This window comes from Salegentibacter salegens, assembly GCF_900142975.1.
In the GTDB taxonomy this organism is placed as follows: Bacteria; Bacteroidota; Bacteroidia; order Flavobacteriales; family Flavobacteriaceae; genus Salegentibacter; species Salegentibacter salegens.
Genome location: NZ_LT670848.1, coordinates 1,435,922 through 1,461,619, shown reverse-complemented (window position 1 = coordinate 1,461,619; position 25,698 = coordinate 1,435,922). Strand labels below are relative to the sequence as shown.

The following is a 25,698-nucleotide window of genomic DNA, read 5'->3' as shown; positions in this document are numbered from 1 at the left end:
ATTAGCCCTGGGTTTACTTATTCTTGATTTTGTATTTCTTCTTTTTCTTTGATATCATTTAATGTGACTTTTGTTTTTATAGGCCAGTTAGTGCCTATTTTATTTTTATCACCATAATATCCAAAAGCTTTATACGAAGGAAATAAAAATGTTACCGTTTCTCCTTCTTTCATTAATTTTAAGCCCTGTCTTAAACCGCTAAAAAGTTTTTCCTGATCTACGGCATAAGTTCTGGTGGCTTTTTCTCCTTCAGCATAAATTGCTTCATCGTTTAAGGTAGAAATACTATAATCGAATTCTACAATATCACCAAATTCGGGGGTAATAGTGTTAGTGGTATCGTCACTTTTTTTATTGTAAGTGTACCAAAAGCCATCTTGAGACGACTGATATTCTCTCGTGGAATCCTGGTTTATAACAGCTTCAATAAGTTGCATTTCTTTTTCCAGTAATGCCTGGTTTTTAGCGATAGATTCACTAATGTGAGAACCCGATTTCTGGGTCACAGGGTAACGAGCTTCGGGAGATTTGCAGGCTCCAAAAGCAAGTATTGCTATAAAGATTAAATATTTATTCATTGTTGCAATTCCTTATAATCTGGAAGAATTGTATTGAATTTCGCGATGGTGTTTTCCATAGAAAGTTCACTTTTTCCTCCGGCTGCATTATTATGGCCGCCGCCTTCAAAATGAGCCCTCGCAAATTCATTCACATTAAAATCACCTTTAGATCTAAACGAAATTTTAATAATTCCTTCCTGTTTATTTTCTATAAAAATAACGGCAAAAACCACATTTTCTATTGCCAGGCCGTAATTTACAAAACCTTCGGTATCTCCTTTTTGAAAATTATGTTTATCCAGTTCTTCCTGTGTTATACTAATGTAGGCGGTTTTAAATTGAGGTTTTACACGCAGGTTTTGCAGGGCGGTACCTAAAAGCTGAAGCCGGTCTTCATTAAATGTATCAAAAACATTATTATGAATTTTGTGATTAACCGCTCCTTTATCAATTAGATCGGCAATCACGCGGTGGGTTTCGGCACTTGTGGCACTAAACCTAAAAGATCCCGTATCGGTCATAATCCCTACGTAGAGACAGGTTGCGATTTCGGGAGTGATTTTAGGTACGGCACGTAGTTTTTCTATAAAATGATATACCATTTCGCAGGTAGAACTCATTTCGGCATCGCTATACGTATAATTAGCAAAGTCTGATGGTTCCCGATGATGGTCTATCATAATAAAAACCGCTTCAGAAGCTGTTAAAATCTCCTGCATATCGCCCGAACGGTCTAAATGATTAAAATCCAGCGCAAAAACCAGATCGGCATTATTTATAAGATTTTCGGCATTGGTTTTCTCTTTTTCATAGATAATAACGTCGTCATTTCCCGGTAGCCATTTTAGAAATCTCGGGTAATCATTAGGGGCTATCACATTTACCTTATGCCCTTTGTCTCTTAAAAAATGCATAAGTCCTAAAGATGAACCTATGGCATCGCCATCGGGGCCTTTATGTGGTACGATAACTATATTTTTGGCCTGGGAAAGTTCGGCAGTGATCTCTAAAATTGCTTGTTCTATCATATCTTAATATAAAACACCCCAAGATAAATTCTCAAGGTATTAAGTTGAAAAAAATGAAACATCTAAGGTTCCAAATCTCATTTTCCTTAGTGAAAATCCCAAGGTTGTCATGTTATACCTCGCTACGAGTATGCAGTAAAGGTACAATTTATTAATACCAGCTTAAAAAACCAATCTGGATTTTTGTATTCAACAAATCAACAAAAAATGAAGATAATTTTATCGCTCTTTTTAAGCTTTTTTCTATTTAGACTTTGAAAATGCAGCTGCCTGAGGGCTAAATCCATATAAAACTTTAAAGCACTTGTATTTGCAGCTTATTTAATTATTTTTGCCAAAATTTAAAAAACCATAAGATGGCAGGAAAAAGAACATTCACTATGATAAAGCCCGATGCTGTTGAAGCAGGGAATGTTGGTGGAATATTAGAACAAATTACCGCTTCAGGTTTCAGAATTGTAGCTTTGAAAATGACTCAAATGACTACCGCTGATGCTGAAGAATTTTATGCAGTGCATAACGAACGTCCTTTCTTTGGAGAGTTGGTAGAGTTTATGACTCGTGGACCAATCGTATCGGCTGTGTTAGAAAAGGATAACGCGGTAGACGACTTTAGAGCTTTAATTGGAGCAACAAATCCAGAAGATGCTGCTGAAGGAACTATTAGAAAAAAATATGCAAAATCTGTTGGTGAAAACGCCGTTCACGGAAGTGATAGCGACGAAAACGCACAGATTGAAGCTGGTTTCCATTTTTCTGGTAGAGAGATGTTCTAAGCATAACTTTTTAAGTAATATAAAAGAGGCTGTCTGAAAAGTCTGATCTCGTCAAGCTGAACTCGTTTCAGCTTGACGATTTTCAAAATTTTTCATATAGTCTCTTTTTATTTTATGGCTACAAGTTTAATATGTTCTCCTACAAACACTTAAAATTCCGTTTTTCATCTAAATAATAAGAACGCTATCGAATAAATAAGGTTTTTAGCCAGCTTATCTTTAAATTATTGTTCAAATTTAAAAGTTGGAAGTATGAAATTTATTGATAGCTATTTGGTCGTTTTTGTTTTGTTGTTAAGCATCTCAGTTACCGCACAGGAATTAGAAGGGAAGTGGATTGTTTCCGGAAATAAAAGTTTTGGTGGTTTTCCCGGGATATATTTGATGGAAGTGAGTGAAGATTCCTTATCCCATTATAATTTTGATCAGTTTGTCACTAAAACTGCTTATCAAACTGAAGGAAACAAGTTGAAAATAGATACGCTCGCCTTTGCCGATTTCAGTTTTAAAAATCCTAACCGATTAAGTATTTCTTCAGAAAGATTGGAACAACCTATAGATTATATACGTTTAATCCCTACCGAGACCAACGGGAGGCTTGAAGAGATTAGAAAGATAAAATACGATTTAGTTCGTGGTGGAAAAAACTTTATCATAGACTTTCAGGATCACACTGATGGAAAAATAATGGAGTCTTTTTTAAAGAAAATTGATGATACCTTCTTTTTGGTAATTCATCGCCATGGTAATCCCATTACAGCTGTACCCATTGAGAAAATCACTGAAGATAAAATACACTTATATGGTTTTATGGCAGGTCCCGAAAAACTAGTAGCTAAAGCAATTGATTAATTTGAAATGGAGTTAAATAAAAAACCTGCCTTAAAGAAATATTCCAGGCAGGTTTTGTAAAATTTATATTGGATTATTTTATTTTTCTTCAGGTACCGGGAAGCCACGGTCACGCATTAGCGCATCAATTTCAGCATCACGGCCTCTAAATTTCCGATAGGCTTCAGCGGGGTCCATCGCGTTTCTTGGCGCAAAAAGATATTTCACCAGTCTTTCTGCCATATTCTCATCGTAGAATCCGCCGGGAGATTCAGCAAAGGCTTCCGCCGCGTCAGAGGTTAATACATCGGCCCATAAATAACCATAGTAGCCGGTTGCATAACCTTCACCTGAAAATACGTGCCCAAAATGTGGAGAACGGTGGCGCATCACAATTTCATCTGGCATTCCAAGTTCATCCAAAGTTTCTTTTTCAAACGTTCTGGGTTCAATTTTATCGGGATCTGTGGTGTGATATTTCATATCCATTAAAGCCGAAGCTAAAAACTCGGTCGTCGCAAATCCCTGGTTAAAAGTAGCTGCTTTTTTAATTTTAGCTACTAATTCATCTGGAATTACTTCCCCGGTTTCATGATGTTTCAGAAAGCGGTTTATCACCTCATCTGTAGATAACCAACGCTCAAGTAATTGAGATTGGAATTCGGTATAATCACGAACACCGCTGTTTAGGGTTGGATATTTAATATCTGCCGCTAAAAAGTGTAAGGCGTGACCAAATTCGTGGAAAAATGTTTCAGCATCGTCCCAGGAAACTAAAACAGGTTCTCCCGGTGCGGGTTTTATAAAGTTAGAATTGTTGGAAGCCAATACGGGTTTGGCTCCTTCCAGTTCAGAATAGCTTCTGTAAGTCGTTGCCCAGGCACCGGAACGTTTTCCCTGGCGTGCAAAAGGATCTAAATACCAAAGCCCAATAAGTTCTCCGGTATCTTTATCCTGTACTTCCCAAACGTTTACGTCTTCATGAAAAACAGGAACGCTGCCTTCTTCTACCGGTTTAAAATCAAAATTAAAAAGTTTACCGGCGGTATAGAAAAGCGCATCGGTTAAGTTGCCCAGTTCTAAATATTGCTTTACTTCTTCACTATCCAAATCGTATTTTTCTTTTCTTACTTTTTCGGCATAATAGCGATAATCCCACGGCTTAATTTCAATATTAGCGCCTTCACCATCGGCTACGGCTTGCATATCTTCTACTTCTTCTTCAACTCGGGCAAGTGCGGCTGGCCAAACGGCTTCCATAAGTTCCATGGCATTTTCTGGATTTTTTGCCATTCGGTTTTGTAAGCGCCATTGGGCAAAATTATCGTACCCCAGTAATTCTACACGTTCATCTCGTAGTTTTAGGATCTTTTTAATCACTTCGTTATTATCAAACTCATCATCGTTATCGCCCCGGGAATAGTAATTTTTCCAAACTTTTTCGCGAAGTTCGCGTTCATCAGAATAAGTTAAAAAAGGATCCATGGAAGAACGCGTGTTGGTTACGGCATACTTGCCGGTTTCACCATTAGCTTCAGCCGTGCTGGCTGCAGCTTTCACATAAGACTCCGGAAGACCACTAAGTTGCTCTTCGGTTAAATAAACAATATAGTTTTCTTCTTCCGCAAGAACATTATTAGAGAATTTGGTATATAATTCAGAAAGTTCACTGTTTATTTTAGCGTAACGCTTTTTATCTTTTTCGTTTAGATTCGCACCTTCCATCGCAAATTCCTCATAAATAAGATCAATTACACGTTGTTCGGGTGCCGATAACGGATTTTCTTCTGAATTTTTATAAACTGTTTTAATCCTTTCAAAAAGCTTAGAATTCTGTGAGATTTTAGAACTGTAGGCAGAGATTTCAGGAGAAAGTTCTCCTTGAATTTCTCTAAATTCAGGACTGGAAATATTGCTGCTAAAAATGCCGTAATATGTAAAAACCCGGTTTAGAAGATCGCCGGAATCTTCAAAAGGCACAATAGTATTCTCAAAAGTTGCCGGTTCTGGATTAGCGGTAATTTTATCAATTTCAGCCAGATGTTTTTCCATCGCTGTAAGCACTGCCGGTTTTATAAGGTCTACTTCCATTTTGTGAAAAGCGGGAACTCCTGCATACGGTCCGTTCCATTCAGCAAGTAAAATATTATCCATATTTTTCATTTCATCGTTTTGTTCCTGGGCATTGGCTTGAAATCCTGCGACCAGCGCAAAAATCCCCAGGCTTTTTATAATTTCTTTTTTCATTTTGTGTGGTTTTGTTTTCAATCTATGAAGGTAGTGATTTTGGGAAAATTGGCGTCTATAGAACTTTTAGATTTTCTCTAGCTTATTAAAAATTTAAGCTGAAATACGTTAACAATTAAAATTAATTTATCTTTGATAGCGTAAATAACTAATTACAAACTATAAATAAGTCAATATGAAATTTTTAAGTAAAACTGTTTTGATTTTAGGAGCCGTAGCAATGATTGCCTGCGGAGATAAAAAAGAAGAAAAAGAAGATAAAATTACTATTGGTGATGGTACCAGCCCACAATCTCAAACTGAAGCCGCTACAGATAAATCTGCTTCAGAAATGAGCGCTTCAGATGAAGACGTGGTTCAGGTTACTATTGAAGGAAACGACCAAATGCGTTTTAATAAAGACGAAATTAGAGTAAAAGCGGGACAAACCGTTAGACTTACTTTAAAACACGTTGGTGAGATGGAAAAAACCGTGATGGGCCATAACTGGGTATTATTAACCAAAGGGACCGTAATTAATGAATTTGGACAAAAAGCTGTTCAGGCTAAGGATAACGATTATATTCCTGAAGGAACCGATGCGGTGATTACCCACACTAAAATGATTGGTGGCGGAGAAGAAGTAACCATAGAATTTGAAGCTCCTGAAGCTGGTGAATATGACTTCATTTGTAGCTTCCCGGGTCACTATTCTGTGATGAAAGGTAAATTTATTGTAGAATAATAGAACTTTTATAATATTACTCTATAATCGAGATTTAAATTCTCCGGGGCTTGCCTCGAAATTTAAATAATTTTTTACTATCAATTCCTCGTGAGCTTGCTTCGAGGTAGTTTGTTGAAAATGCCTTTACTACGGAAAATTCCGTTTCGTAAAGGCATTTTTGTTTTAGATAGCCTTTTCTATGGGGAAGGCTATTTTTAGTTCTTCTGAAAGATTTTTTATTTGAAAAACCGAAGAAATTTCATTTTTAACTTCTAATTTCAGGGGGTTTTTATGAGCTCCATATTTTATAGCCTCTCATTTTATGAATTGTGGAAAATATTGCCATAACCAAAATTTTGATCGCGTATTTTTACTGAAATTGGTACGCTAAGATTGCTAAAAATAGTAGTTTTAGGCTTCATTTTAGAGTACCTTAACTATGAGTGAGAACAAGCACTTTGTAATTGATTTTGATAGCACATTTACCCAGGTAGAAGCCCTGGATGTTTTAGGAGAAATTTCCCTGGCCAACGATCCCGATAAGCAAAAGAACCTTGATGAGGTAGAAGCTTTAACCGATAAAGGAATGAAGGGAGAGATTTCTTTTAGAGACTCCCTGGTAGAACGAATTAAACTTTTAAAAGCTAATAAAAGTGATTTGCCAAAATTGGTAGAAAATTTAAGTGAGCGGGTCTCTTCCTCATTTGTTAGAAACCGGGAATTCTTTAACGATTATCATGAAAATATCTATATTGTTTCTAATGGTTTTAAGGAATTTATAGTTCCTATTGTAGAACCTTACGGGGTTAAACCCGAAAATGTTTTTGCCAATACTTTTGAGTTTGGTGAAGATGGTAGTATTGTTGGTTTTGATAAAAACAACGTGCTTTCTTCCAATAATGGAAAAGTAGAACAACTAAAAAGCTTAAAATTAAAAGGCGATGTTTACGTAATTGGCGATGGTTATACCGATTATGAAATAAAAGCCGCCGGACTCGCTAATAAGTTTTATGCCTTTACCGAAAATGTAGAAAGGGCAAATATTCTTGAAAAGGCAGACCATATTACACCAAGTTTAGACGAATTTTTATTTGTACACAATATGAACAAAGCAATCTCTTACCCAAAAAATAGAATTAACGTACTTCTTCTTGAAAATGTACACCAGGACGCGGTAGACATTATGAAAAAAGAAGGGTATAATGTAACTGTACATCCCGGCGCAATGGATGAAGATGAACTTTGCGAAAAAATTAAAGATGTATCGGTAATTGGAATTCGGTCTAAAACGCATTTAACCGAAAAAGTACTGGAAAATGCCAACCGCTTAATTGCTGTGGGTGCTTTTTGTATAGGAACCAACCAAATAGACCTGCAGGCTTGTTTAAAGAAAGGAGTTGCAGTTTTTAATGCTCCTTATAGTAACACGAGATCTGTGGTTGAACTGGCTATTGGTGAGATAATTTTATTGATGCGTAACCTACCCGATAAAATGCGATTAATGCACGAAGGGAAATGGGAAAAATCTGCCACAAATAGTTTTGAAACCAGGAGTAAAAAACTTGGGATTATTGGTTATGGTAATATTGGTGCACAACTTTCGGTAGTAGCAGAATCTGTTGGTTTTGATGTTTATTATTACGATGTTGAAGAAAAATTACCAATGGGAAATGTTACTAAATGCAATTCCCTTAAAGAACTTCTGGAAACGGTAGATATTGTTACCCTTCACGTAGACGGAAGAAAAGAAAATAAAAATATTATTGGTGAAAAGGAATTTGGTTATATGAAGGATAACATGATCTTCCTTAATTTAAGCCGGGGCCACGTAGTAGATATAAAAGCGCTGAAAAAGAATATAGAATCTGGTAAAATAATGGGTGCGGGAATAGATGTTTATCCACAGGAGCCGAAAACCAATAACGAAGAATTTATTTCTGAATTAAGGAATTTACCAAATGTGATTTTAACTCCGCATATTGGCGGAAGCACACTGGAAGCCCAGGAAAATATCGGGAATTTTGTTCCTGGAAAAATTATAGAATATATAAATACCGGAAGCACCACCAACTCGGTTAACTTCCCGAATTTACAATTACCGGTGCTTCAAAATGCGCATAGGCTTATTCATATTCACGAAAACAGGCCCGGAATTCTGGCAGAGATCAACAGAATCCTTGCCGCGCACGATATTAATATAGAAGGCCAGTATTTAAAAACCAATGAAACCATTGGTTATGTAATTACCGATATTGATAAGAAATACGATAAAAAAGTAATCAAAGACCTAAAAGGCTTAAAAGGAACAATACGTTTTAGAGTTTTATATTAGAAAATATTTTTTCTGAAAAATATATCCCGGGACTTATTTCTTTAAATGGAAGAAAATAAGTTTCGGGATTTTTGTTTTAATACGTAGTATATAATCACTTAAGATTTAAACCTTTTGAAATAAAACCATAATATTTTTCTATTTTTAATAAATCGAGAAGTGCCCTACTATTTCTTTTATATTCATTGCAATTTTTCATTAAAATTAAAATATGGCACCAAACAAATTTGGTTATTTACATTCCGAAGATTATTATGAAGAGTTTACTAGAAGTTATGAAGTTCGTTATGTAGCGGAAATAGTACATTTAGGTCTTCATAAATTCAGAACATTAAAAGATTCATCTTCTTATATTTTAAATAGTAAAGTAAAACTCCAATTTGATACCTGGGATCAACAATACTCCAGGAAATTAGATAAAGAAGCTAAAGAGAAGAGCAAAGTAAGCGCTTCTAGGTTGACGAAGGAGGCAAGAGAAATTCAGGAAGGCTTAGAATCTATTCTTCATCATACTCTCGAGATTGATGATGCTGTTAATTGGAATTCTTTGAAAGACTTTTCAAATTTTGATGAGCAACTACCACCCAAACCAGAGGAGCCAACAAAACCTATTGAATCAGAATATAAGTCAAAAATAGATCCTCCTTTAAAAAGATTTTATGAACCAAAACTTTCTATTCTAGATAAATTAGTTTCTTCTTATAGGAAGAAAAAAGTTCAAGAAGCCAAAGATAAATTTGATTTGGCTTTAGAGAAATGGAATTCGGAGAATGATGATATTGTCTACTATAATAGTATTATTAATCGTAGGTATCAGTCAGAATTAGATAATTACCAAAAAGAAGTTAAAAAATGGGAAAATGATGTTGCGGCTTTTAAAAATAGAAAAAAAGAATTTTATAAAGCGCAAGACCGAAATAATCAATCTATAGATGAACTAAAAAATCAATTTTTACAAAGAGATCCAAATGCTATAAATGAATATTTTGAAATTGTATTGAACAATTCAGATTATTCAAATTTCAATTTCCCAAAAGATTTCGAATTAGAATATTTAGCACATTCCAGCACGCTAGTAGTTGAATATTACTTACCTGATATCGAGGATATTCCTACACTTACGGAAATTAAATATATAGCTTCCAGGGACGAACTTAAGGAAGTTCATCTATCTAACACTAAAAAATTAAAATTATATGATACTATTATTTACCAAATAGTAATAAGATCTCTCCACGAACTTTTTGAAGCTGATGTAATAAATGCTGTGGATTATATAACTTTTAATGGTTGGGTAACAACGGTAGATAAAGCAAAAGGACAAAAAACAAACTGCTGTATTACTTCTATTCATGTATCTCGGGAAGAATTTTTGAAAATAGATCTATATCAAGTAAAGCCCAAACTTTGTTTCAAAGGATTAAAAGGAATAGCAAGTCCAAAAATTCACAACCATATTGCTATTAAACCGATTCAAAATATCAATAAAACTGATAAACGATTTATTGATTCTAAAGATATTTCAGGAAATATTCAGGAAGGAGATAATTTAGCCTCTATGGACTGGGAAGATTTTGAACACTTAATAAGGGAATTATTTCATAAGGAATTTAGCTCAAATGGTGGGGAGGTAAAAGTCACACAATCGAGTAGAGATGGAGGCGTAGATGCTATCGCATTTAATCCGGATCCTATTATGGGTGGTAAAATTGTTATTCAAGCGAAGCGGTATACAAATACTGTGGGTGTAAGTGCTATTAGGGATCTGTGGGGAACTACAATGAATGAAGGTGCCTCAAAAGGAATAATAGTAACAACATCTAATTACGGACCTGAAGCTTATAACTTTGCAAAAGATAAACCTTTGAGTCTTATTAACGGTAGTAATCTTTTGTATTTAATGGAAAAGCACGGTTATAATGTAAAAATAGACTTGAAGGAAGCTAAAGAAGCTGCTAAGTAATCACAATAATTTACTATTTGTAAAAAAATATTTATCAAAACCTCTCTGAAGATTCTAGAAATTCTAAAACTTCCTGCCAATTTTTAGCCCGAGTGAGATTGTCTAAATTCACGTTATGGAATGCACGAAACATAATGGTTTCTCCTTTAAAATAATCAAGGTTTTTAAGATGATCGTCTATCATTATATCGGTGTCAATAATACTTTTATCGCCACAAAAAATAATATTTTTCCAATGGATAAAAGGGAAATGTTCACTTAACCAAACTCTTTTTTCGACTCATTCCTTGTGGGCTTGCCCCGAGTTTCTTGATTATAACTATTTTTAAGGATCCAGAACTATGGCTGGAATATTTCAGTAAAAGATTTTTAGAAAAGTCGGATTTTAATCTAACTGAATTTTCAAAGGTCCTGAGATATGGTATACGTGGCAGCAATCTGCACCCACTTTATATTCCTGTTCCAGTATTAAATTTCCCTCCTGAAATCCTTTAAAAAGAAGATTTATTTCTTCATTTTTATATTCAGGGACTAAATTATCATTGAAAATGGAATAAAAACCATTTCCAGCATTTTCTGTAGAATTGAGGTCAATTTCGCGATTGTTGGTAATATCGGTGAGCGCAATACTATCTAAAACTACCGGGTTCTCTTCAGCGTTTGCTATTTCAATATTAATACTTCTAAACTCTTCGGTACAAATTCCGTTGCATTCTGTTTCATCCTCTTTTCCGCAGGAAAAAGTGAATAAAATGATTCCGATGAGTAAAATAAATCTATGTAGCATAATAAGGCTCTTTTCTTATAAGACGCAAAAGTCTTAAAAAGGTTGCGTGAAACGCTGGAAAGATTAGTTGTTTCCTTTCAAAATAAATTCAGTAGCCAGTTGCGCATGTAGCTGTGTAGTATCTAAAATCGGAATTTTAGTATCTTTTTCTTTAATAAGCATTGGGAGTTCAGTACAGCCTAAAATTATCGCTTCGGCACCGCGATCTTTTAATAGTTGCATTTGCTCTAAATAGAAGTCTTTGGCGGCATCGGTAAATTTTCCCTGTGTAAGTTCCTCAGAAATAAACCTGTGGGTTTCATCAATATGTTCTTGCGCGGGAACTAAAGTTTCAATCTGATGTTTTTCCGCTAATCTTCCATGCAGGAAACTGCCTTTCATGGTGGGTTTTGTTCCTAGGAGACCAAGCTTTTTAAAACCTTTCTGTTTCGCTTCTTTCGCAATTGCATCGGCAATATGAAGTATAGGAATATCGATTTTGGGTTGCACAAAATCATACACCAAATGTGGTGTATTCGCGCAAATTATTATCGCCCTGGCACCTGCATTTTCCAGTTTTTGAGCAATTTCTAAATATGAATTTTTAATTTTTTCGGGATCGTTTTCACGCATCAACTTTACGTTGAGGCTGTATAAAAGTAGCGGCGGATTTTGTTGCTTCCCAATTTCTTCGCCTACAAGCTCATTTAATAGTCGGTAATATTCTATGGTAGAGTGCCACGAGGTACCACCAATCATTCCCAGTAAATTCATAAATTATAGTTTTCCACTAAATTATGCAATTTTAAGGGTTTCGTTAAATTCTTCTTCTTTTTCTTTATTTCGAAATGAACTTAAAACCTCCACAGCTTCAAGAGCCGCAAATTCTGAATTATAGGTAAATGTGATTTTAGACGCTTCCGAATCTGGATAAATATCACAGATATCTTTAATTTTAGAAAGTTCCCTGGTAATGTATGCTATGCAATTACCAACATTAAGTTCTTCCAATAACATAGTAGCTTTCATAACTTTTAGTTTTTAATTACCACAAATTTAAAGTCGGAAGCCGGGAAATTTTATGAGGAAAATCAGTTTAGGCTAATTTACTTGAGAAAAACAGGGCTTGTTTCTTACTTTTGCAAATTACTTTTTGAAAAAATAATGTTTGAGTAGGGGAATTAGATTTTTCTTACCAGGAAGGGCTTTTAAAAAAATAAAGAAATTGCGTAAAAAAAGGCAGCCGATAAAATATACTGAAGGCAGGATTTTTAGTTCCCTGGCCAACCTGGCCTGGCCTATAATCCTGGCTAATATTTTGCAAACAGCCTACCAATTAATAGATACGTTTTGGCTGGGAAGACTGGGAGCCAATGCCGTAGCGGCGGTGAGTATTAGTTTTCCTATTCTTTTTCTTGTTCTTTCGCTGGGAGCCGGTTTAACGCTGGCAGGTACAGTAATTGTCTCGCAATATAAAGGTGCTGAAAACCAGGATCAGGTTAATTACAGCTCTTCACAAACTGTTTTCGTAATCTTTTTTATTTCGGTTTTACTGGCTGTTGTTGGTTATTTTTCAGCTGAGCCCTTAATGAAACTCATAGGAGCCGGGCCCGAGATTTTAAGTGATTCGGTAAGTTATTTTAAGGTTTCTTCCCTGGGCTTTATTTTCCTGTTTATGTTCTACGTTTTCCAGTCGCTTATGCGTGGGATAGGGAATGTGCTGCTGCCTATGTATATCGTTTTGGCCACAGTTTTCCTGAATTTAATTTTAGATCCCTTATTTATTTTCGGTTTTGGTCCTATTCCTGGTTTTGGGGTAGCAGGAGCAGCAGTAGCCAGCGTGATTACCCAGGGCTTATCGGCTTTTATTGGATTATTAATTCTTTTCCGCGGAAATAAAGGCATAAAAATTAATTTAAGCAGAATGAAATTCGATTTCGGCTGGACGCGAAGTATGTTTAATATTGGGATTCCTTCCAGTATAGAAATGTCTACACGCGCCGGCGGCATGACGGTAATGGTAATGCTGGTAACCAGTTTTGGAAGTGAAGTAGTAGCTGCTTACGGAATTGGAAGCAGGATTTTAAGTCTTATTGTAGTTCCTGCACTTGGTTTTGCCATTGCAACAACTACTTTAGTTGGGCAGAATATTGGAGCCGGAAAAATAAAGCGAGCTGAAAAAATTGGAAATCTAAGTGCTAAAATCGCTTTTTTCGGACTTACCGCTGTTGGTTTAATTCTTTTCTTTTTAGCTGAACCAATTACCGCATTTTTTGTACCCAACGATCCCGGTGTGATTAGGGACGGCTCTTTATTTATAAAGATTATGGCACCAAGTTTTGGAGTGCTCGGGGTACAGCAGGTTTTAAATGGAGTTTTTAATGGCGCCGGATTTACCAAGGCTTCGCTGTTAATTTCGGTATTTGCGCTTTGGATTGTGAGATTTCCTACCGCTTTTATTTTATCTAATAATACCGATCTTTCTTTTGAAGGAATTTGGTGGGCGTTTCCAATTTCTAACCTTATCGCGGCAATTGTAGCTTTCACTTATTATAAAATGGGCTATTGGAAGTTAAGGACTATTCGTTACCGGCACCGCCAACTTTAAATTTTTAGAAATATTTAGTTTTCTGAATTATTGTCCTGATAAAAAATAAATACCAATTTTATTCTCTCATAAGTTTTAAAAATGAAGACCGAAAACCAACAGCGAATTGCACTAAGCACCTACTTTTTTCTATCTGGGTTTTGCTTTTCTACCTGGGCTTCTCGAATTCCTACTATTAAAATGGCTTTCGATTTAAATGAAGCTGAACTGGGGAATTTACTTATGGTAATGCCGGTGAGTTCCCTTATTGGTTTGCCGGTCTCAGGCTGGTTGGTTTCCCGCTTTGAAAGCAGGTTTCCACTAATCGTTTCTTTCGTATTATTGGCAGCTTCCCTTAGCATTATTGGAATAGCCGATGAGCTCTATTTGCTAATCATCGGGATCTTTACTTTTGCCTTTTCTATGCGAATTTTTAATATTGCGATGAATACGCAATCCTTAACCCTACAAAAAGCATTTCCCAGAAAGATTATTGGATCTTTTCACGGTCTTTGGAGCACCGGCGGGCTTTTAGGAGTAGGTTTCTCTACGATCCTTATAAAATTAGAAATACCTATTTATCAACATCTACCGGCCGTTTCTATTTTCACCCTTATTTTATCTTTAATTGCTTTTTCTTTTCTACTGAAGAAGGATAGGTCTACCCAGGGTAACAAACTTCGCTTCGGAAAACCGGATAAACCTACAATGTATCTTGGTTTCCTTGTGTTTCTTGCAGCAATTACCGAAGGCGGGATGTTTGATTGGAGCGGAGTATACTTTAAAGAAGTGGTAAACGAAGATGTCTTTACATTGGGATATTTGATTTTTATGGTTTTTATGGCACTTTCTCGGTTCTTTTCTGATAGAATTGTGGAAAGAATAGGAATGGAAAAGAATTATATAATAAGCGCTTCCCTGGTATGTTTGGGTGTTTTAATAATGATCGTTTTTCCTTATTTCTGGCCGGCAATTATAGGTTTTTGCCTGGTAGGAATTGGAGTAGCCTCAATAATCCCAATGACCTTTCTTCTGGCAGGTTCTTCTAAAAAATATTCCCCGGGAATGGCTATTTCAATTATTACTACTTACGCTATTGTAGGGATGCTTTTAGGTCCGCCGCTGGTTGGATATCTGGCGCATCTTTTCAATCTACAGGTTTCTTTTATTCTCTTTTTTATTTCAGCTTTAATGCTTATTCCTATTTCGCAGCTGTTTTTTAAGCAGAAAGAAGAAAATGCTCAGGAATAACTTTTTTTCATAAAAATCACTAATCCTTATCTGCAGGAGTAATCATAATATGGGCGCGGTGTGTACCGGGATCCATAAGCCACGGCATTCCTGGAGTATGTGGTTTATCTGGAAGTCCTGTTTCTTCGGTGGTGGCAAAGGGCATATAAATTACATATCGCAATTTTGCATCTTTCAGCTCCCCGGTTTCCCGATTTAAATTCGCTTCTTTTCCAGAAAGTATATAGGTCATACTTGGTGCATCGGGCATTTTGAGTTTTCCGCTTTCTACTTCCTGTTTGCGAACTGCGCGGGTTTCCATCATATCTTTTCCTTCCGCTTTCAATTCCCTGCCGCGGGACATAAAATCGTCGAGTTTTTTATTGTAACAACTCACTGAAATTCCACTCATATTAGGGTTATCGGCAATGCAAACCAGGTTGTTGGTACCTTCCTTTAGCAAAACCACTTTTCCGTCCTTATCGTATCCATAAACTGTAACTTCGTCCCGGTTTTCTTCAGGCGCAGCCATACTTGCCATTGTTATCTGAATTTCTTCAGAAATAAATTTTTCCTGCGCTATGCCGTTAAAACTAAAAGTAAGGACAAGTAAAGTGAGAAGTAAATTTTTCATTGTATATCATTTTTAATTCAGAATGGTTTTAATATAATAAAATTGCCACGCAACAGTAAACGTCATGCTGAACTCGTTTCAGCATCTAAGATGAAAAGTATTTCAATTTAACTTAGACCCTGAAACCAGTTCAGGGTGACGATTCAACTTGAGCCTAGAACACATTTTAAAAGTCATTAACTATCCTAAATTATAGTTTTTGGAAATCTTTCCTCTAAAGTTACTAATTTTAACTCACTTCTTTTCTTAAAACTTCTAAAGGCGGTTTTCTTATTACGCTTAAACTATTACTTAATCCAATAATCAATACCAGTAAGACAATTCCCGGGAATACCACCAAAAACGGAACCAGCGAGGGTGTAAACGGAGATTCAAAAACTAACCATGCCAATAACTGACTGCTAATTAGAGAAAGTAATACACCCGATAGACCGCCTAATACCCCTAAGTAAATGTATTCCAGGGCGGTAATATTTAAAATCTGTTTGCCTTTGGCACCCAAAGTGCGTAGCAGCACACTTTCCCGAATTCGTTGATATTTACTGGTTCTTATCGCACCTAGTAGCACGATAACTCCCGTTAGAATACTGAAAAATGCCATAAAATTAATGATCCAGGAAATTCTGCCTAAGAGCATTTCAATAACATTTAAAACCTGCCGAAGATCTATTATAGAAACATTGGGAAATTGTTTAACCAATTCCTGCTGTAATTTTGCCGATGCATTTTCATCTGGCACTTTAGTGGTTAACACGTGAAATTGTGGTGCTTCTTCTAAAACTCCTTTAGGAAAAACCAGGGAGAAATTTAGTTGCATTCGCGACCAATCTACGGTTCTTACGCTGCCTACTACGGCATCGAGCAAAACTCCCTGCACGTTAAAAACCAGCTCATCGCCAATTTTAACTTGAGCATCCTCAGCAAAATTATCGCTTATAGACACGGGAACGGGATTAATATCGCCTCCTTCAGCGGTCCATTCTCCACTTTCAATATATTCTGAAGCAATAATAGAGTCGCGATAAGTCACCCTGAATTCGTGATCTAAAACCCAACCGTTAATTTGAGAAGTAGTGTCGTTTCTTATTTCGTTAACCGATTTTCCAGCTATATTTTGTACACGCATAGTGACAATAGGAATATCGCTTAAAACCGGTAAATTATTCGCTTTTATGGTTTGAGCTACGGCTTCCCGTTGTTCAGATTGCACATCTAATAGAATCATATTAGGGCTATCGGCCTGGGATTCTATAGAAGCCTGCGCCAATAATAGATCTTTACTAAAGTAGAGTGTACTAATTAAGAAAGTACCAACGCCAATAGCGAGTACCAGCGTTAAGGTTTGATTTTGTGGTCTAAAAAGGTTCAATAAACTTTGCCGGGCTACAAAACCCCAGCTATGGGGGAAATACTTACGAATAGCCCTCATAAATAGATAGGCTATTCCGGCCAGGATTGAAAAAGTAACTAAAATTCCGCCTACAAAAGAGAGCGAATATTTCCAATCCTCTAAGAGCCAGAGCGAAAACAGAAAAATGAAAAGAAAAATACCTGCGGAAACCAGGATAATTGCTTTTCGGGATTTTTTAGAATCTTCTTTTATTACCCGTAGTGCCTGTAAAGGGGAGATATAAAGTGTACCGATTAAGGGATATAATGCGAATAGAACTGACATTAATATTCCTAATAAAATTCCCATTACAATTACCTGTAGCGAAAAAGTGATTTGAACATCTACCGGTAACAAGCCTTCTAAAAGCCAGGGAAATAATTGCTGAAGAATTAAACCGAGGGCAGTACCAATAATGCCGCCAATTAAACCCATAAATGCAACCTGGATGAGATAGATAAGAAAAGTTTGTTTCTTGCTGGCTCCTAAACATTTTAGTACAGCTACGGCACGCAACTTTTCTTTGATATAAATATGAATGGCGCTCGCAATACCAACACAACCAAGCAGCAGCGCAATGAAAGCTACGAGATTAAGGAATTTACCAAAATTTTCATAACGCCTTCCCAGCCGGTCGCTGGTAGAAGTGTGGGTATCTATATCGGCTTCTTCAGCATCAAGGATAGGATCAAGCCCTTCACCCAGTTTTTCCATATCCATTTTAGGCTCGGCTGTGAAATAGAATTCGTAATCTATTCGGCTTCCGGTTTGTACCAGCCCCGATTCTTCAATAAACCTATAAGGAATAAGTACCGGTGGCGCTACGGAACTAAAAATAGCCGTGCTTCCCGGAACTCCGTTAAGGGCACCGGCAATAGGCAAGGTGACTTTTCCAATTTTAATACTATCTCCAGATTTTATCCCTAACTGAAGCATGACGGTGGCATCAACCAAAGCCGCACCATCTTCCTGGTAAGTTTTTGCAGCTTCTGCCGGCTGAGTTTCCAATTCGCCGTAAAAAGGAAATCCGCCTTCAATTCCTCTTACCTGCATTAATTTTGTGGCTTCATTTTGTGGAAAAGCAGCCATCGAGGCAAATTTGATCTCCCTGGCTTCAGCTCCGCCCAGCGAGTCCATAATTTGCATTACACGCTCATTGGGAGGATCGTCGCTGTCTATTTTATAATCTGCGCCCATTAGCGCTTTAGATTGTAAAGAGATATTATCCTTTAGATTCTCTCCAAAAGATTGAATTGAAACTACCGCGGCAATTCCCAATACGATAGAAGCCATAAACAGCGTTAACTTTTTACCGCTGGCTTTCCCGTCACGCCAGGCCATTTTAAAAAGCCAGTTAATACCGGGTTTAGAAGGTTTATTGTTGTTCATCTTTTATACTTGCGTTTCCTGATTTTCAACAATTTTTCCTCCTTTTAGTTTCAGGATATGCTGTGTTTTTGCTGCTAATTCAGTATCGTGGGTAACGATAATCAGGGTAGTGCCTGCTTCTTTATTTAGATCGAAAAGTAATTCTTCTACTTTTTCGCCGGTTTCAGCATCAAGATTTCCCGTGGGTTCATCGGCAAATAAAACAGAAGGCCGGGTAGAAAAAGCACGTGCTAAAGCCACTCGTTGTTGCTCTCCTCCCGAGAGTTGGGAGGGATAATGATGAATACGATCTCCCAATCCCACTTTTTCCAATAATTCTTTTCCTATTTTAGAAGCATCTCTATTCCCCTGAAGTTCTAATGGAACGGCAACATTTTCTAAAGCAGTAAGTGTAGGTAGCAACTGGAAATCCTGGAACACAAATCCAATATGTTGATTTCGCAATAGCGCTCTTTCATCTTCATCTAGCGTGCTAAGTTCGCTTCCGCATAGATCAATAGTTCCGGAATCTGGCCTGTCTAATCCCGCGCAAAGTCCTAGTAGCGTGGTTTTTCCACTTCCAGACGGACCTACAATAGCAAAGGTTTTTTGTTCTTCTACTTCAAAATTAATATCCTGGAGAACTTTAAGTTTTTTAGAACCGCTGGAATAGCTTTTCTCCAGGTTGCGAACGTTTAATATCTTTGCCATCTTATTACTTGATTATTTTCTTTTTTGAATGAAGACAAAATAAGGAAATGATTTGATTATAAACCCCGTTGCTATGAGAAACTTGAAGTATTATTTTGCTATTTTTTCAATATTTATAATGATTTCCTGCGGAGAAAATGCCGAAAAGAAAGTTGAAGAAAAAAGCAAGGAAGAAACGCAAATCGAAACCGAAGCTAAGGTAAGTGAGAAAAACGTGATTCTTTTCTTCGGAAATAGCCTTACAGCGGGAATGGGATTAGAAGCTTCTGAAGCATTCCCGGTGCTTATTCAAAATAGGTTGGATTCGCTGAACTACAATTATGAAGTAGTAAATGCAGGCTTAAGCGGAGAAACCACTGCGAGTGGGAAAAACCGTATAAACTGGGTTTTAAATCAGGATGTGGATGTTTTTGTATTAGAACTTGGAGCAAACGATGGTTTACGCGGCATTCCCATAGCCGAAACCCGAAAGAATCTTCAGGATATAATTAGCACGGTAAAAGAGAAAAACCCCAATACTAAAATAGTTTTGGCGGGAATGCAAATTCCGCCGAATATGGGAGAAGAATATACCACCGATTTTAGAAATATTTTCCCTGAACTTGCCGAAGAAAACAATGTAGAACTCATTCCCTTTCTTCTTGAAGGTGTAGCTGGAGATCCAGAACTCAATCAACAAGACGGAATTCATCCCACCGCTGAAGGTTATGAAATTGTAGCCGACAATGTATGGAGTGTTTTGGAAGATGTAGTCGAGAAAGAATGATCTCAAATTGATTTTTCAGTAAATATAATTTCACAATTAAAGCTTTGGGGCCTACTGAGAAAACTTTTAGCCGTCATTCTGAATTTATTTCAGAATCTAAGTTGTTTATCATTAGAGTTTGTTAACATCCGAAATAAGTTCAGCTATACAGAACAGTTATTTGAACAGCCTTTTTTTAACTTAAAAGGATACCTCTTAATACTTCAATTCTTCTTCTCATTTGGCACTAAAGTTTTCAAAAAAAATGCTATTTTAGGCTTTTGTTAAGAATAATTGCTCTAAACCCTTTCTTATTCCATTTTTTAATAATTTTAGACTTATTAAATCCTGAACATTTAGTGCTTCTTTTCTTAATAATTTAAAGTGATTCATTCAATCTAAAAACAGAAGACTTTTTATGAAAAGAAGAAAATTTGTTCAATTAGCCGGTATGGGTACAGGGGCTTTAATGCTTCCTTCCTATTTAATGGGAAGTAATATTTCTGCCGAAGCACTCTTGCATCCCGGTATGGATATCCTCACCAAAAGAAAACTCGCCGACGTAGCCTTAAATACTGCGAAATCTCTGGGTTCTACCTATGCAGATGCCAGGATAGGCCGTTATCTTAATCAGTACGTTTTTACTCGTGAAGATAAAGTTCAAAACGTGGTAAATACGGAGTCTTTTGGAATAGGAATTCGAGTAATAGCTAATGGTACCTGGGGTTTTGCCTCTACCAATAGCGTCACCGAAGATGGTATTATGAAAGCCACGCAGCAAGCCGTTGCTATCGCAAAGGCAAATTCTAAAATTCAGAAAGAACCGGTAAAACTTGCTCCGGTAGAATCTCACGGGGAAGTTTCCTGGAAAACTCCAATTAAAAAAGACTTTAAAGAAGTACCTGTTTCAGAAAAAGTAGACTTATTGCTTAGCGCGAATGCTGCTGCTATGGATAATGGAGCCAACTTTGTGAATTCAGCGCTTTTTATGGTTAATGAACAAAAATATTTTGCTTCAACCGAAGATTCTTATATAGACCAGGATGTGCATAGAATCTGGCCAACTTTTGGTGTAACCGCCATAGATCGTGAGGCCGGGAAGTTCAAATCCCGTGATGCTATGAGCGCCCCAATGGGAATGGGTTATGAATATATGGATGGGCTGGAATCTGAAAAACTTGAAGGCCCTGGAGGATTAAGATTATATCGTAACAGTTATGATATGGTAGAAGATGCCACTTTAGCCGCTAAACAGGCTAAAGAAATGCTTTCAGCTAAATCTGTAGAGCCAGGTAAATATGATTTGGTGTTAGAACCAAACCACTTAGGATTAACCATTCACGAATCTGTAGGTCACCCATTAGAACTGGATCGTGTGCTTGGTTATGAAGCTAATTATGCCGGCACCAGTTTTGCTACGTTAGATAAATGGAAGTCTGGAGATTTCCAATACGGTAGTGATATTGTAAATCTTGTTGCCGATAAAACCCAACCGGGTTCTCTTGGTGCCGTAGGTTTTGATGATGAAGGGGTGAAAACCAAGAAATGGGATCTTGTGAGAAATGGAGTTTTAACCAACTACCAGGCTATTCGCGATCAGGTGCATATGATAGATCAAAATGAATCCCACGGATGTTGTTACGCGCAAAGCTGGAATGATGTTCAGTTTCAACGTATGCCTAACGTTTCATTAGAGCCGGGGAAAGAAAAATACTCTATAAACGATATGATCAAAAACGTGGAAAAAGGTATTTATATCGCCGGGCGCGGTTCTTATTCCATAGATCAGCAACGTTATAACTTCCAGTTTGGCGGTACCGTATTTTTTGAAATAAAAGACGGGGAGATCGTGGGTATGTTAGACGATGTAGCCTACCAGTCCAATACCCAGGAATTCTGGAATTCCTGTTCTAAAATTTGTGACGAAAGCGATTATCGTATGTTCGGATCTTTCTTTGACGGAAAAGGCCAGCCTTCTCAGGTTAGCGCTGTTTCCCATGGAAGTTCAACCTCCAGATTTGATGGCGTAAACGTGATCAATACGGGTAGAAGTGTTTAATAACTAACTGGTTTACTAAAAAGAAATATAGAAATGGCAATATATACAAAAGAAGAAGCCAGGCAAATTATGGAAAAAGCATTGAGCTTTTCTACTGCAGATGCCTGCGTAATTAATATGGGTGGCAGCGAGAGCGGAAATATTCGTTATGCTCGTAATACGGTTTCCACTTCAGGACACCGTTCTAACCAAACATTGGCAGTTGAAGCTAGCTTCGGAAAAAAATCTGGAACGGCTACTGTAGATGAATTTGATGATGAATCTTTGGAAAGTGTGGTGAAAAGAGCCGAAGAATTGGCACAACTCGCCCCGGAGAATCCTGAATTTATGGCGCCACTTGGCCCGCAAACTTATGATGAGTCGGTAAGTTTCGTTGAATCTACAGCGAATATCACTCCGGAATATAGGGCTGAGGTTGCCGCTAAAAGTATTAACCCTGCGTCTGAAAAAGACGTGACCGCTGCCGGTTTTCTTAATGATTCTAACGGATTTAGCGCGATGTTAAATTCCAGCGGACTTTTTGCCTACAACCAATCTACCGATGTTGATTTTACGGTTACTATGCGAACTAATGACGGCACTGGCTCAGGTTGGGTTTCCCGCGATTTTAACGATGTCAAAAAATTTGATCCTGAAGAAGCCGCAAAAGTAGCTATAGATAAAGCAGTAATGTCTCGGGAAGCCAGGGCGATAGAACCGGGGAAATACACGGTAATTTTAGAACCCGCAGCTTCTGTAGATTTACTGCGGAATATGTCTCGTGCATTTAATGCCCGTACTGCCGATGAAGGCCGAAGCTTTATGTCTAAAGATGATGGCACCAAAATGGGCGAAAAGATCGTAGACGAACGCGTAAATATTTGGAGCGATCCTCTACATCCCGATGTGCCAACTTCAACCTGGAATGGCGAAGGAATGCCGCTTAAAAAGATGAACTGGATTGAGAACGGTGTGGTTAAAAACCTGGCTTATAGTAGATATTGGGCAGAACAAAAGGGCGTGGACCCTGTGCCTTATCCATCTAATTTCATTATGGAAGGTGGCGATGCCTCTCGTGAAGAACTTATAAAAAGTACCAAAAGAGGAATCTTGGTAACCAGGTTATGGTATATTAGAAGTGTAGATCCGCAAACTTTACTTTATACCGGACTTACCCGCGACGGAACTTTTTACATAGAAAACGGGGAAATAAGATATCCGGTTAAAAACTTCAGGTTTAATGAAAGTCCGATAATTATGCTGAATAACCTGGAAACCCTTGGAGAACAGGTGAGAATAAACGGAAATTTAATTCCGTATATGAAAGTAAGGGACTTTACTTTTACCAGCCTTTCAGACGCAGTTTAAAACGTATAGATCTTTAAAAACTGGTTGTAGTGGAATTTTCATTACAGCCAGTTTTATTTTTTTGAAATTTATAAAATACAAAAGGTTTAGGTTTGTTTGTAGACCTACAAGGTTTCTAAAACCTTGCAGGAGGATAAAGTCGAATTGCCAAATAAATTGAAATCTATTTTTTACTTTTTGAGAGATGCGGAGTCTAATTTTAAAAGTGATTTCGATGTGCGGAATTTATTGAAACAAGATTGATCTTACGTAATTACTAAATATCCCGTCAGTTCGACTAGGGTTTTTAAGCGAAAGCTATAAAAAACCGTATCGAGAACATTTGAAACCTTTAACACACTTCTCGATACATCCCTATAAAGATCGGGACACTCGAAGTGACGATTTCCATTACTGGCACAATAGCATATATTTGTAAATCAAGATTAGTGAATTCGTGGCAACAAAAAATTATACACTATACAATCTACATTATACAATAAAAAATGAATAGTTTTTTCTTTACCAGGCTTCAATATGAATCGGGAGATTGGGATGTGGATCAAAGGATGCCCTCCAATTTGCTGAATTCCCTGGTGGAGTATACCACGCTGGAAGTAGATACCCGGGAGAATATTGTTCCGCTAAGTAGCGATGAGATTTTTAAATGCCCGTTTTGTTATATTTCAGGACATAAATTGGTACAGTTCACGGCTAAGGAAAAAGAGAATTTTGAAAAATATGTGAAAAATGGAGGTTTCGTTTTTGCCGATGATTGCAACCACGATATCGACGGACTTTTTGCTAAATCTTTCGAAAGGCAAATGGAAGAGATCTTTGGTCCGGGAGAATTGGACAAGATCCCAAACAATCACGAAATTTATAATGTGTTTTTTGAGTTTGAAAACGGTCCGCCAACTACTTCCCAGGAATTAAACGGTTGGGGAGACGATCTGGTGCACGAATATTTAAAGGCAATTGTTATAAACGGAAGAATTGGCGTGCTTTATAGCAACAAAGATTACGGTTGCGAGTGGGATTATGATTTTAGAAACAAACGATTTTATAAAATAGATAATACCCGTTTTGGGGTGAATATCGTGATGTATGCCCTTACATCTTAACCAGCAGGCTGCTGGACACAATATTAGCAATATTGAAGGGCAATGATTATAAAACCTATTACAAGTTCACCCTTTGAGTAAACTACCTCGGAACAAGCCCACAAGGCATAAAGTGGAAAGTTTTTGATTCGAGACAAGCCTCGGAATATTTAAATCTCGATTATCGAGTAAATTTAAAATAAGATGAAAATATGGATCAGCAATTAGCCGATTTAGACCAGGAAGTAAAAATCCTTACCGGGAAACTTAAAGACCTAAAAACCGAGATCGCTAAGGTAATTATTGGGCAGGAAGAAACCGTAGACCAGTTACTTATTACATTTTTGGCAGGTGGGCATGCGCTTTTAGAAGGTGTTCCCGGTTTGGCCAAAACTTTAATGATAAGAACGCTTTCCCAGGCAATAGATTTAAAATTCAAGAGAATTCAGTTTACGCCAGATCTAATGCCTTCCGATATTATTGGGACTGAAATTCTCGAGGAAGACCATACCACGGGGAAGAAATTCTTTGAATTCAATAAAGGACCGATTTTCGCAAATATTATTTTAGCCGATGAGATTAACCGAACCCCACCAAAAACCCAGGCGGCGCTTTTGGAGGCGATGCAGGAGTTTGAAGTGACTTATTCCGGGAAAACCTACGAACTAGAGCGTCCGTTCTTTATTTTGGCAACGCAAAACCCGATAGAACAATCGGGAACCTTTCCTTTACCGGAAGCGCAACAGGACAGGTTCCTTTTTTATATTAAAATCGGCTATCCTACAGAACTTGAAGAAAACCAAATTTTAAAACATACCACGGGATCTAAGAAGACGACGATAAACCCAATTCTTAGTGGCGCTGAAATCTTAAGACTGCAGCAATTGGTGCGGGAAGTTCCTATAAGTGATGAGTTGATTTCCTATGTTAATAAACTTATTCGGGCCACTCGTCCTGAAACCAGCAGCAACGAATTTGTAAAAGAATGGGTGAACTGGGGGGCAGGACCAAGAGCAGGGCAGGCGATGATCCTCACTGCGAAAGCCAGGGCTTTACAACAAGGCAGATTGGCTGTAACTCCCGAAGATCTGGAACATTGTGCTTACCCGGTTTTGCGCCATAGGGTGATTGTGAATTTTAAAGCGGAAGCCGAAGGAATAACTTCAGATGAGGTGACCGCCGAATTACTAAAATCAATAATACCGGCAGAAAAAGCAAGAAAATAAAATCAAGAACCTCGGGCAAGTCCACGAGGTATGAGTCGGAAAATTATTCTTTTATTCGAGGCAAGCTTTGGAGCATTTAAATCTCGATTATCGAGTAAACTGCCTCACAG

General features: G+C 37.3%; 21 protein-coding genes and 1 pseudogene. 12 read left to right on the top strand and 10 right to left on the bottom strand.

Annotated features, from left to right (window positions below; genetic code table 11):
- Window positions 1-17: 17 nt before the first annotated feature.
- Both gldI and B5488_RS06630 read right to left on the bottom strand, forming a co-directional pair.
- Window positions 18-578 (bottom strand): gliding motility-associated peptidyl-prolyl isomerase GldI, encoded by a 561-nt coding sequence (gene gldI, locus B5488_RS06635; RefSeq protein WP_079734545.1) that lies wholly within the window; start codon window positions 576-578, stop codon window positions 18-20.
- Entirely contained in the window at window positions 575-1,588 is a 1,014-nt protein-coding gene (locus tag B5488_RS06630; protein WP_079734544.1) for a DHH family phosphoesterase, read from the bottom strand. The genes gldI and B5488_RS06630 overlap by 4 nt, the downstream gene beginning before the upstream one ends.
- A 356-nt stretch (window positions 1,589-1,944) precedes the next feature.
- On the opposite strand from B5488_RS06630, the gene B5488_RS06625 reads away from it, so the two are divergent.
- Window positions 1,945-2,364 carry a nucleoside-diphosphate kinase gene (locus tag B5488_RS06625; protein ID WP_079734543.1) on the top strand — a complete coding sequence of 140 codons (420 nt, stop codon included), beginning with the start codon at window positions 1,945-1,947 and terminating at the stop codon, window positions 2,362-2,364.
- A 252-nt stretch (window positions 2,365-2,616) separates the two neighbouring features.
- On the top strand, window positions 2,617-3,216 hold the full coding sequence (locus B5488_RS06620) for a hypothetical protein (RefSeq protein ID WP_079734542.1): 600 nt from the start codon (window positions 2,617-2,619) through the stop codon (window positions 3,214-3,216).
- A gap of 78 nt (window positions 3,217-3,294) precedes the next feature.
- Here the strand turns inward: B5488_RS06620 and B5488_RS06615 are convergent, their stop codons facing one another.
- Window positions 3,295-5,442: a M3 family metallopeptidase gene (locus B5488_RS06615; protein WP_079734541.1), complete on the bottom strand. Its 2,148-nt coding sequence runs from the start codon at window positions 5,440-5,442 to the stop codon at window positions 3,295-3,297.
- 175 nt (window positions 5,443-5,617) lie between these two features.
- On the opposite strand from B5488_RS06615, the gene azu reads away from it, so the two are divergent.
- From azu to B5488_RS06600, 3 genes are all read left to right on the top strand, one after another.
- On the top strand, window positions 5,618-6,166 hold the full coding sequence (gene azu, locus B5488_RS06610) for an azurin (protein WP_079734540.1): 549 nt from the start codon (window positions 5,618-5,620) through the stop codon (window positions 6,164-6,166).
- 421 nt (window positions 6,167-6,587) lie between these two features.
- Window positions 6,588-8,480, top strand: a complete 1,893-nt coding sequence (serA, locus tag B5488_RS06605; RefSeq protein WP_079734539.1) for a phosphoglycerate dehydrogenase — start codon at window positions 6,588-6,590, stop codon at window positions 8,478-8,480.
- Window positions 8,481-8,691: 211 nt separating this feature from the next.
- Window positions 8,692-10,443 carry a restriction endonuclease gene (locus tag B5488_RS06600; RefSeq protein ID WP_079734538.1) on the top strand — a complete coding sequence of 584 codons (1,752 nt, stop codon included), beginning with the start codon at window positions 8,692-8,694 and terminating at the stop codon, window positions 10,441-10,443.
- 34 nt (window positions 10,444-10,477) lie between these two features.
- On the opposite strand, the pseudogene B5488_RS06595 reads toward B5488_RS06600, so the two are convergent.
- The 4 genes and pseudogenes from B5488_RS06595 to B5488_RS06580 form a co-directional block, all read right to left on the bottom strand.
- Window positions 10,478-10,708, bottom strand: a pseudogene (locus B5488_RS06595) (5' nucleotidase, NT5C type); the annotation flags it as partial.
- A 120-nt stretch (window positions 10,709-10,828) separates the two neighbouring features.
- On the bottom strand, window positions 10,829-11,230 hold the full coding sequence (locus tag B5488_RS06590) for a hypothetical protein (RefSeq protein ID WP_079734536.1): 402 nt from the start codon (window positions 11,228-11,230) through the stop codon (window positions 10,829-10,831).
- A 63-nt stretch (window positions 11,231-11,293) separates the two neighbouring features.
- Complete coding sequence (locus tag B5488_RS06585; protein ID WP_079734535.1) at window positions 11,294-11,983, bottom strand: aspartate/glutamate racemase family protein; 690 nt, start codon at window positions 11,981-11,983, stop codon at window positions 11,294-11,296.
- A 21-nt stretch (window positions 11,984-12,004) separates the two neighbouring features.
- Window positions 12,005-12,238 carry a hypothetical protein gene (locus tag B5488_RS06580; protein ID WP_079734534.1) on the bottom strand — a complete coding sequence of 78 codons (234 nt, stop codon included), beginning with the start codon at window positions 12,236-12,238 and terminating at the stop codon, window positions 12,005-12,007.
- Window positions 12,239-12,434: 196 nt separating this feature from the next.
- Here B5488_RS06580 and B5488_RS06575 point away from each other — a divergent pair, with 196 nt between their 5' ends.
- Window positions 12,435-13,817 carry an MATE family efflux transporter gene (locus B5488_RS06575; protein ID WP_079736548.1) on the top strand — a complete coding sequence of 461 codons (1,383 nt, stop codon included), beginning with the start codon at window positions 12,435-12,437 and terminating at the stop codon, window positions 13,815-13,817.
- 81 nt (window positions 13,818-13,898) lie between these two features.
- Window positions 13,899-15,047, top strand: coding sequence for an MFS transporter (locus B5488_RS06570; RefSeq protein WP_079734533.1), 1,149 nt, complete (start codon window positions 13,899-13,901; stop codon window positions 15,045-15,047).
- A 19-nt stretch (window positions 15,048-15,066) separates the two neighbouring features.
- On the opposite strand, the gene B5488_RS06565 is transcribed toward B5488_RS06570, so the two are convergent.
- The 3 genes from B5488_RS06565 to B5488_RS06555 all read right to left on the bottom strand — a co-directional run bounded on the left by B5488_RS06565 (window position 15,067) and on the right by B5488_RS06555 (window position 19,129).
- Window positions 15,067-15,660, bottom strand: coding sequence for a hypothetical protein (locus tag B5488_RS06565; protein WP_079734532.1), 594 nt, complete (start codon window positions 15,658-15,660; stop codon window positions 15,067-15,069).
- A 229-nt stretch (window positions 15,661-15,889) separates the two neighbouring features.
- On the bottom strand, window positions 15,890-18,439 hold the full coding sequence (locus B5488_RS06560) for an ABC transporter permease (RefSeq protein WP_231919811.1): 2,550 nt from the start codon (window positions 18,437-18,439) through the stop codon (window positions 15,890-15,892).
- Window positions 18,440-18,442: 3 nt separating this feature from the next.
- Window positions 18,443-19,129, bottom strand: coding sequence for an ABC transporter ATP-binding protein (locus tag B5488_RS06555; RefSeq protein ID WP_079734531.1), 687 nt, complete (start codon window positions 19,127-19,129; stop codon window positions 18,443-18,445).
- Between the two features lie 73 nt (window positions 19,130-19,202).
- On the opposite strand from B5488_RS06555, the gene B5488_RS06550 reads away from it, so the two are divergent.
- The 5 genes from B5488_RS06550 to B5488_RS06530 all read left to right on the top strand — a co-directional run bounded on the left by B5488_RS06550 (window position 19,203) and on the right by B5488_RS06530 (window position 25,588).
- Window positions 19,203-19,895 carry an arylesterase gene (locus B5488_RS06550; protein WP_079734530.1) on the top strand — a complete coding sequence of 231 codons (693 nt, stop codon included), beginning with the start codon at window positions 19,203-19,205 and terminating at the stop codon, window positions 19,893-19,895.
- A 397-nt stretch (window positions 19,896-20,292) separates the two neighbouring features.
- Window positions 20,293-21,933 carry a TldD/PmbA family protein gene (locus B5488_RS06545; protein WP_079734529.1) on the top strand — a complete coding sequence of 547 codons (1,641 nt, stop codon included), beginning with the start codon at window positions 20,293-20,295 and terminating at the stop codon, window positions 21,931-21,933.
- A 33-nt stretch (window positions 21,934-21,966) separates the two neighbouring features.
- Window positions 21,967-23,280: a TldD/PmbA family protein gene (locus B5488_RS06540; RefSeq protein WP_079734528.1), complete on the top strand. Its 1,314-nt coding sequence runs from the start codon at window positions 21,967-21,969 to the stop codon at window positions 23,278-23,280.
- 485 nt (window positions 23,281-23,765) lie between these two features.
- Window positions 23,766-24,383, top strand: coding sequence for a DUF4159 domain-containing protein (locus B5488_RS06535; protein WP_079734527.1), 618 nt, complete (start codon window positions 23,766-23,768; stop codon window positions 24,381-24,383).
- A gap of 191 nt (window positions 24,384-24,574) precedes the next feature.
- Window positions 24,575-25,588, top strand: a complete 1,014-nt coding sequence (locus B5488_RS06530) for an AAA family ATPase (protein ID WP_079734526.1) — start codon at window positions 24,575-24,577, stop codon at window positions 25,586-25,588.
- The last annotated feature ends 110 nt before the right edge of the window (window positions 25,589-25,698 follow it).

Bases quoted from the DNA above. Each gene is read 5' to 3' on its own strand.
- B5488_RS06555 (WP_079734531.1), bottom strand. From the start codon at position 19,129: ATGGCAAAGATATTAAACGTTCGCAACCTGGAGAAAAGCTATTCCAGC.
- serA (WP_079734539.1), top strand. From the start codon at position 6,588: ATGAGTGAGAACAAGCACTTTGTAATTGATTTTGATAGCACATTTACC.
- B5488_RS06565 (WP_079734532.1), bottom strand. From the start codon at position 15,660: ATGAAAAATTTACTTCTCACTTTACTTGTCCTTACTTTTAGTTTTAAC.
- B5488_RS06615 (WP_079734541.1), bottom strand. From the start codon at position 5,442: ATGAAAAAAGAAATTATAAAAAGCCTGGGGATTTTTGCGCTGGTCGCA.
- B5488_RS06530 (WP_079734526.1), top strand. From the start codon at position 24,575: ATGGATCAGCAATTAGCCGATTTAGACCAGGAAGTAAAAATCCTTACC.
- B5488_RS06550 (WP_079734530.1), top strand. From the start codon at position 19,203: ATGAGAAACTTGAAGTATTATTTTGCTATTTTTTCAATATTTATAATG.
- B5488_RS06625 (WP_079734543.1), top strand. From the start codon at position 1,945: ATGGCAGGAAAAAGAACATTCACTATGATAAAGCCCGATGCTGTTGAA.
- B5488_RS06580 (WP_079734534.1), bottom strand. From the start codon at position 12,238: ATGAAAGCTACTATGTTATTGGAAGAACTTAATGTTGGTAATTGCATA.
- B5488_RS06620 (WP_079734542.1), top strand. From the start codon at position 2,617: ATGAAATTTATTGATAGCTATTTGGTCGTTTTTGTTTTGTTGTTAAGC.
- B5488_RS06590 (WP_079734536.1), bottom strand. From the start codon at position 11,230: ATGCTACATAGATTTATTTTACTCATCGGAATCATTTTATTCACTTTT.
- azu (WP_079734540.1), top strand. From the start codon at position 5,618: ATGAAATTTTTAAGTAAAACTGTTTTGATTTTAGGAGCCGTAGCAATG.
- B5488_RS06600 (WP_079734538.1), top strand. From the start codon at position 8,692: ATGGCACCAAACAAATTTGGTTATTTACATTCCGAAGATTATTATGAA.
- B5488_RS06560 (WP_231919811.1), bottom strand. From the start codon at position 18,439: ATGAACAACAATAAACCTTCTAAACCCGGTATTAACTGGCTTTTTAAA.
- B5488_RS06585 (WP_079734535.1), bottom strand. From the start codon at position 11,983: ATGAATTTACTGGGAATGATTGGTGGTACCTCGTGGCACTCTACCATA.
- B5488_RS06570 (WP_079734533.1), top strand. From the start codon at position 13,899: ATGAAGACCGAAAACCAACAGCGAATTGCACTAAGCACCTACTTTTTT.
- B5488_RS06630 (WP_079734544.1), bottom strand. From the start codon at position 1,588: ATGATAGAACAAGCAATTTTAGAGATCACTGCCGAACTTTCCCAGGCC.
- B5488_RS06545 (WP_079734529.1), top strand. From the start codon at position 20,293: ATGAAAAGAAGAAAATTTGTTCAATTAGCCGGTATGGGTACAGGGGCT.
- B5488_RS06535 (WP_079734527.1), top strand. From the start codon at position 23,766: ATGAATAGTTTTTTCTTTACCAGGCTTCAATATGAATCGGGAGATTGG.
- gldI (WP_079734545.1), bottom strand. From the start codon at position 578: ATGAATAAATATTTAATCTTTATAGCAATACTTGCTTTTGGAGCCTGC.
- B5488_RS06540 (WP_079734528.1), top strand. From the start codon at position 21,967: ATGGCAATATATACAAAAGAAGAAGCCAGGCAAATTATGGAAAAAGCA.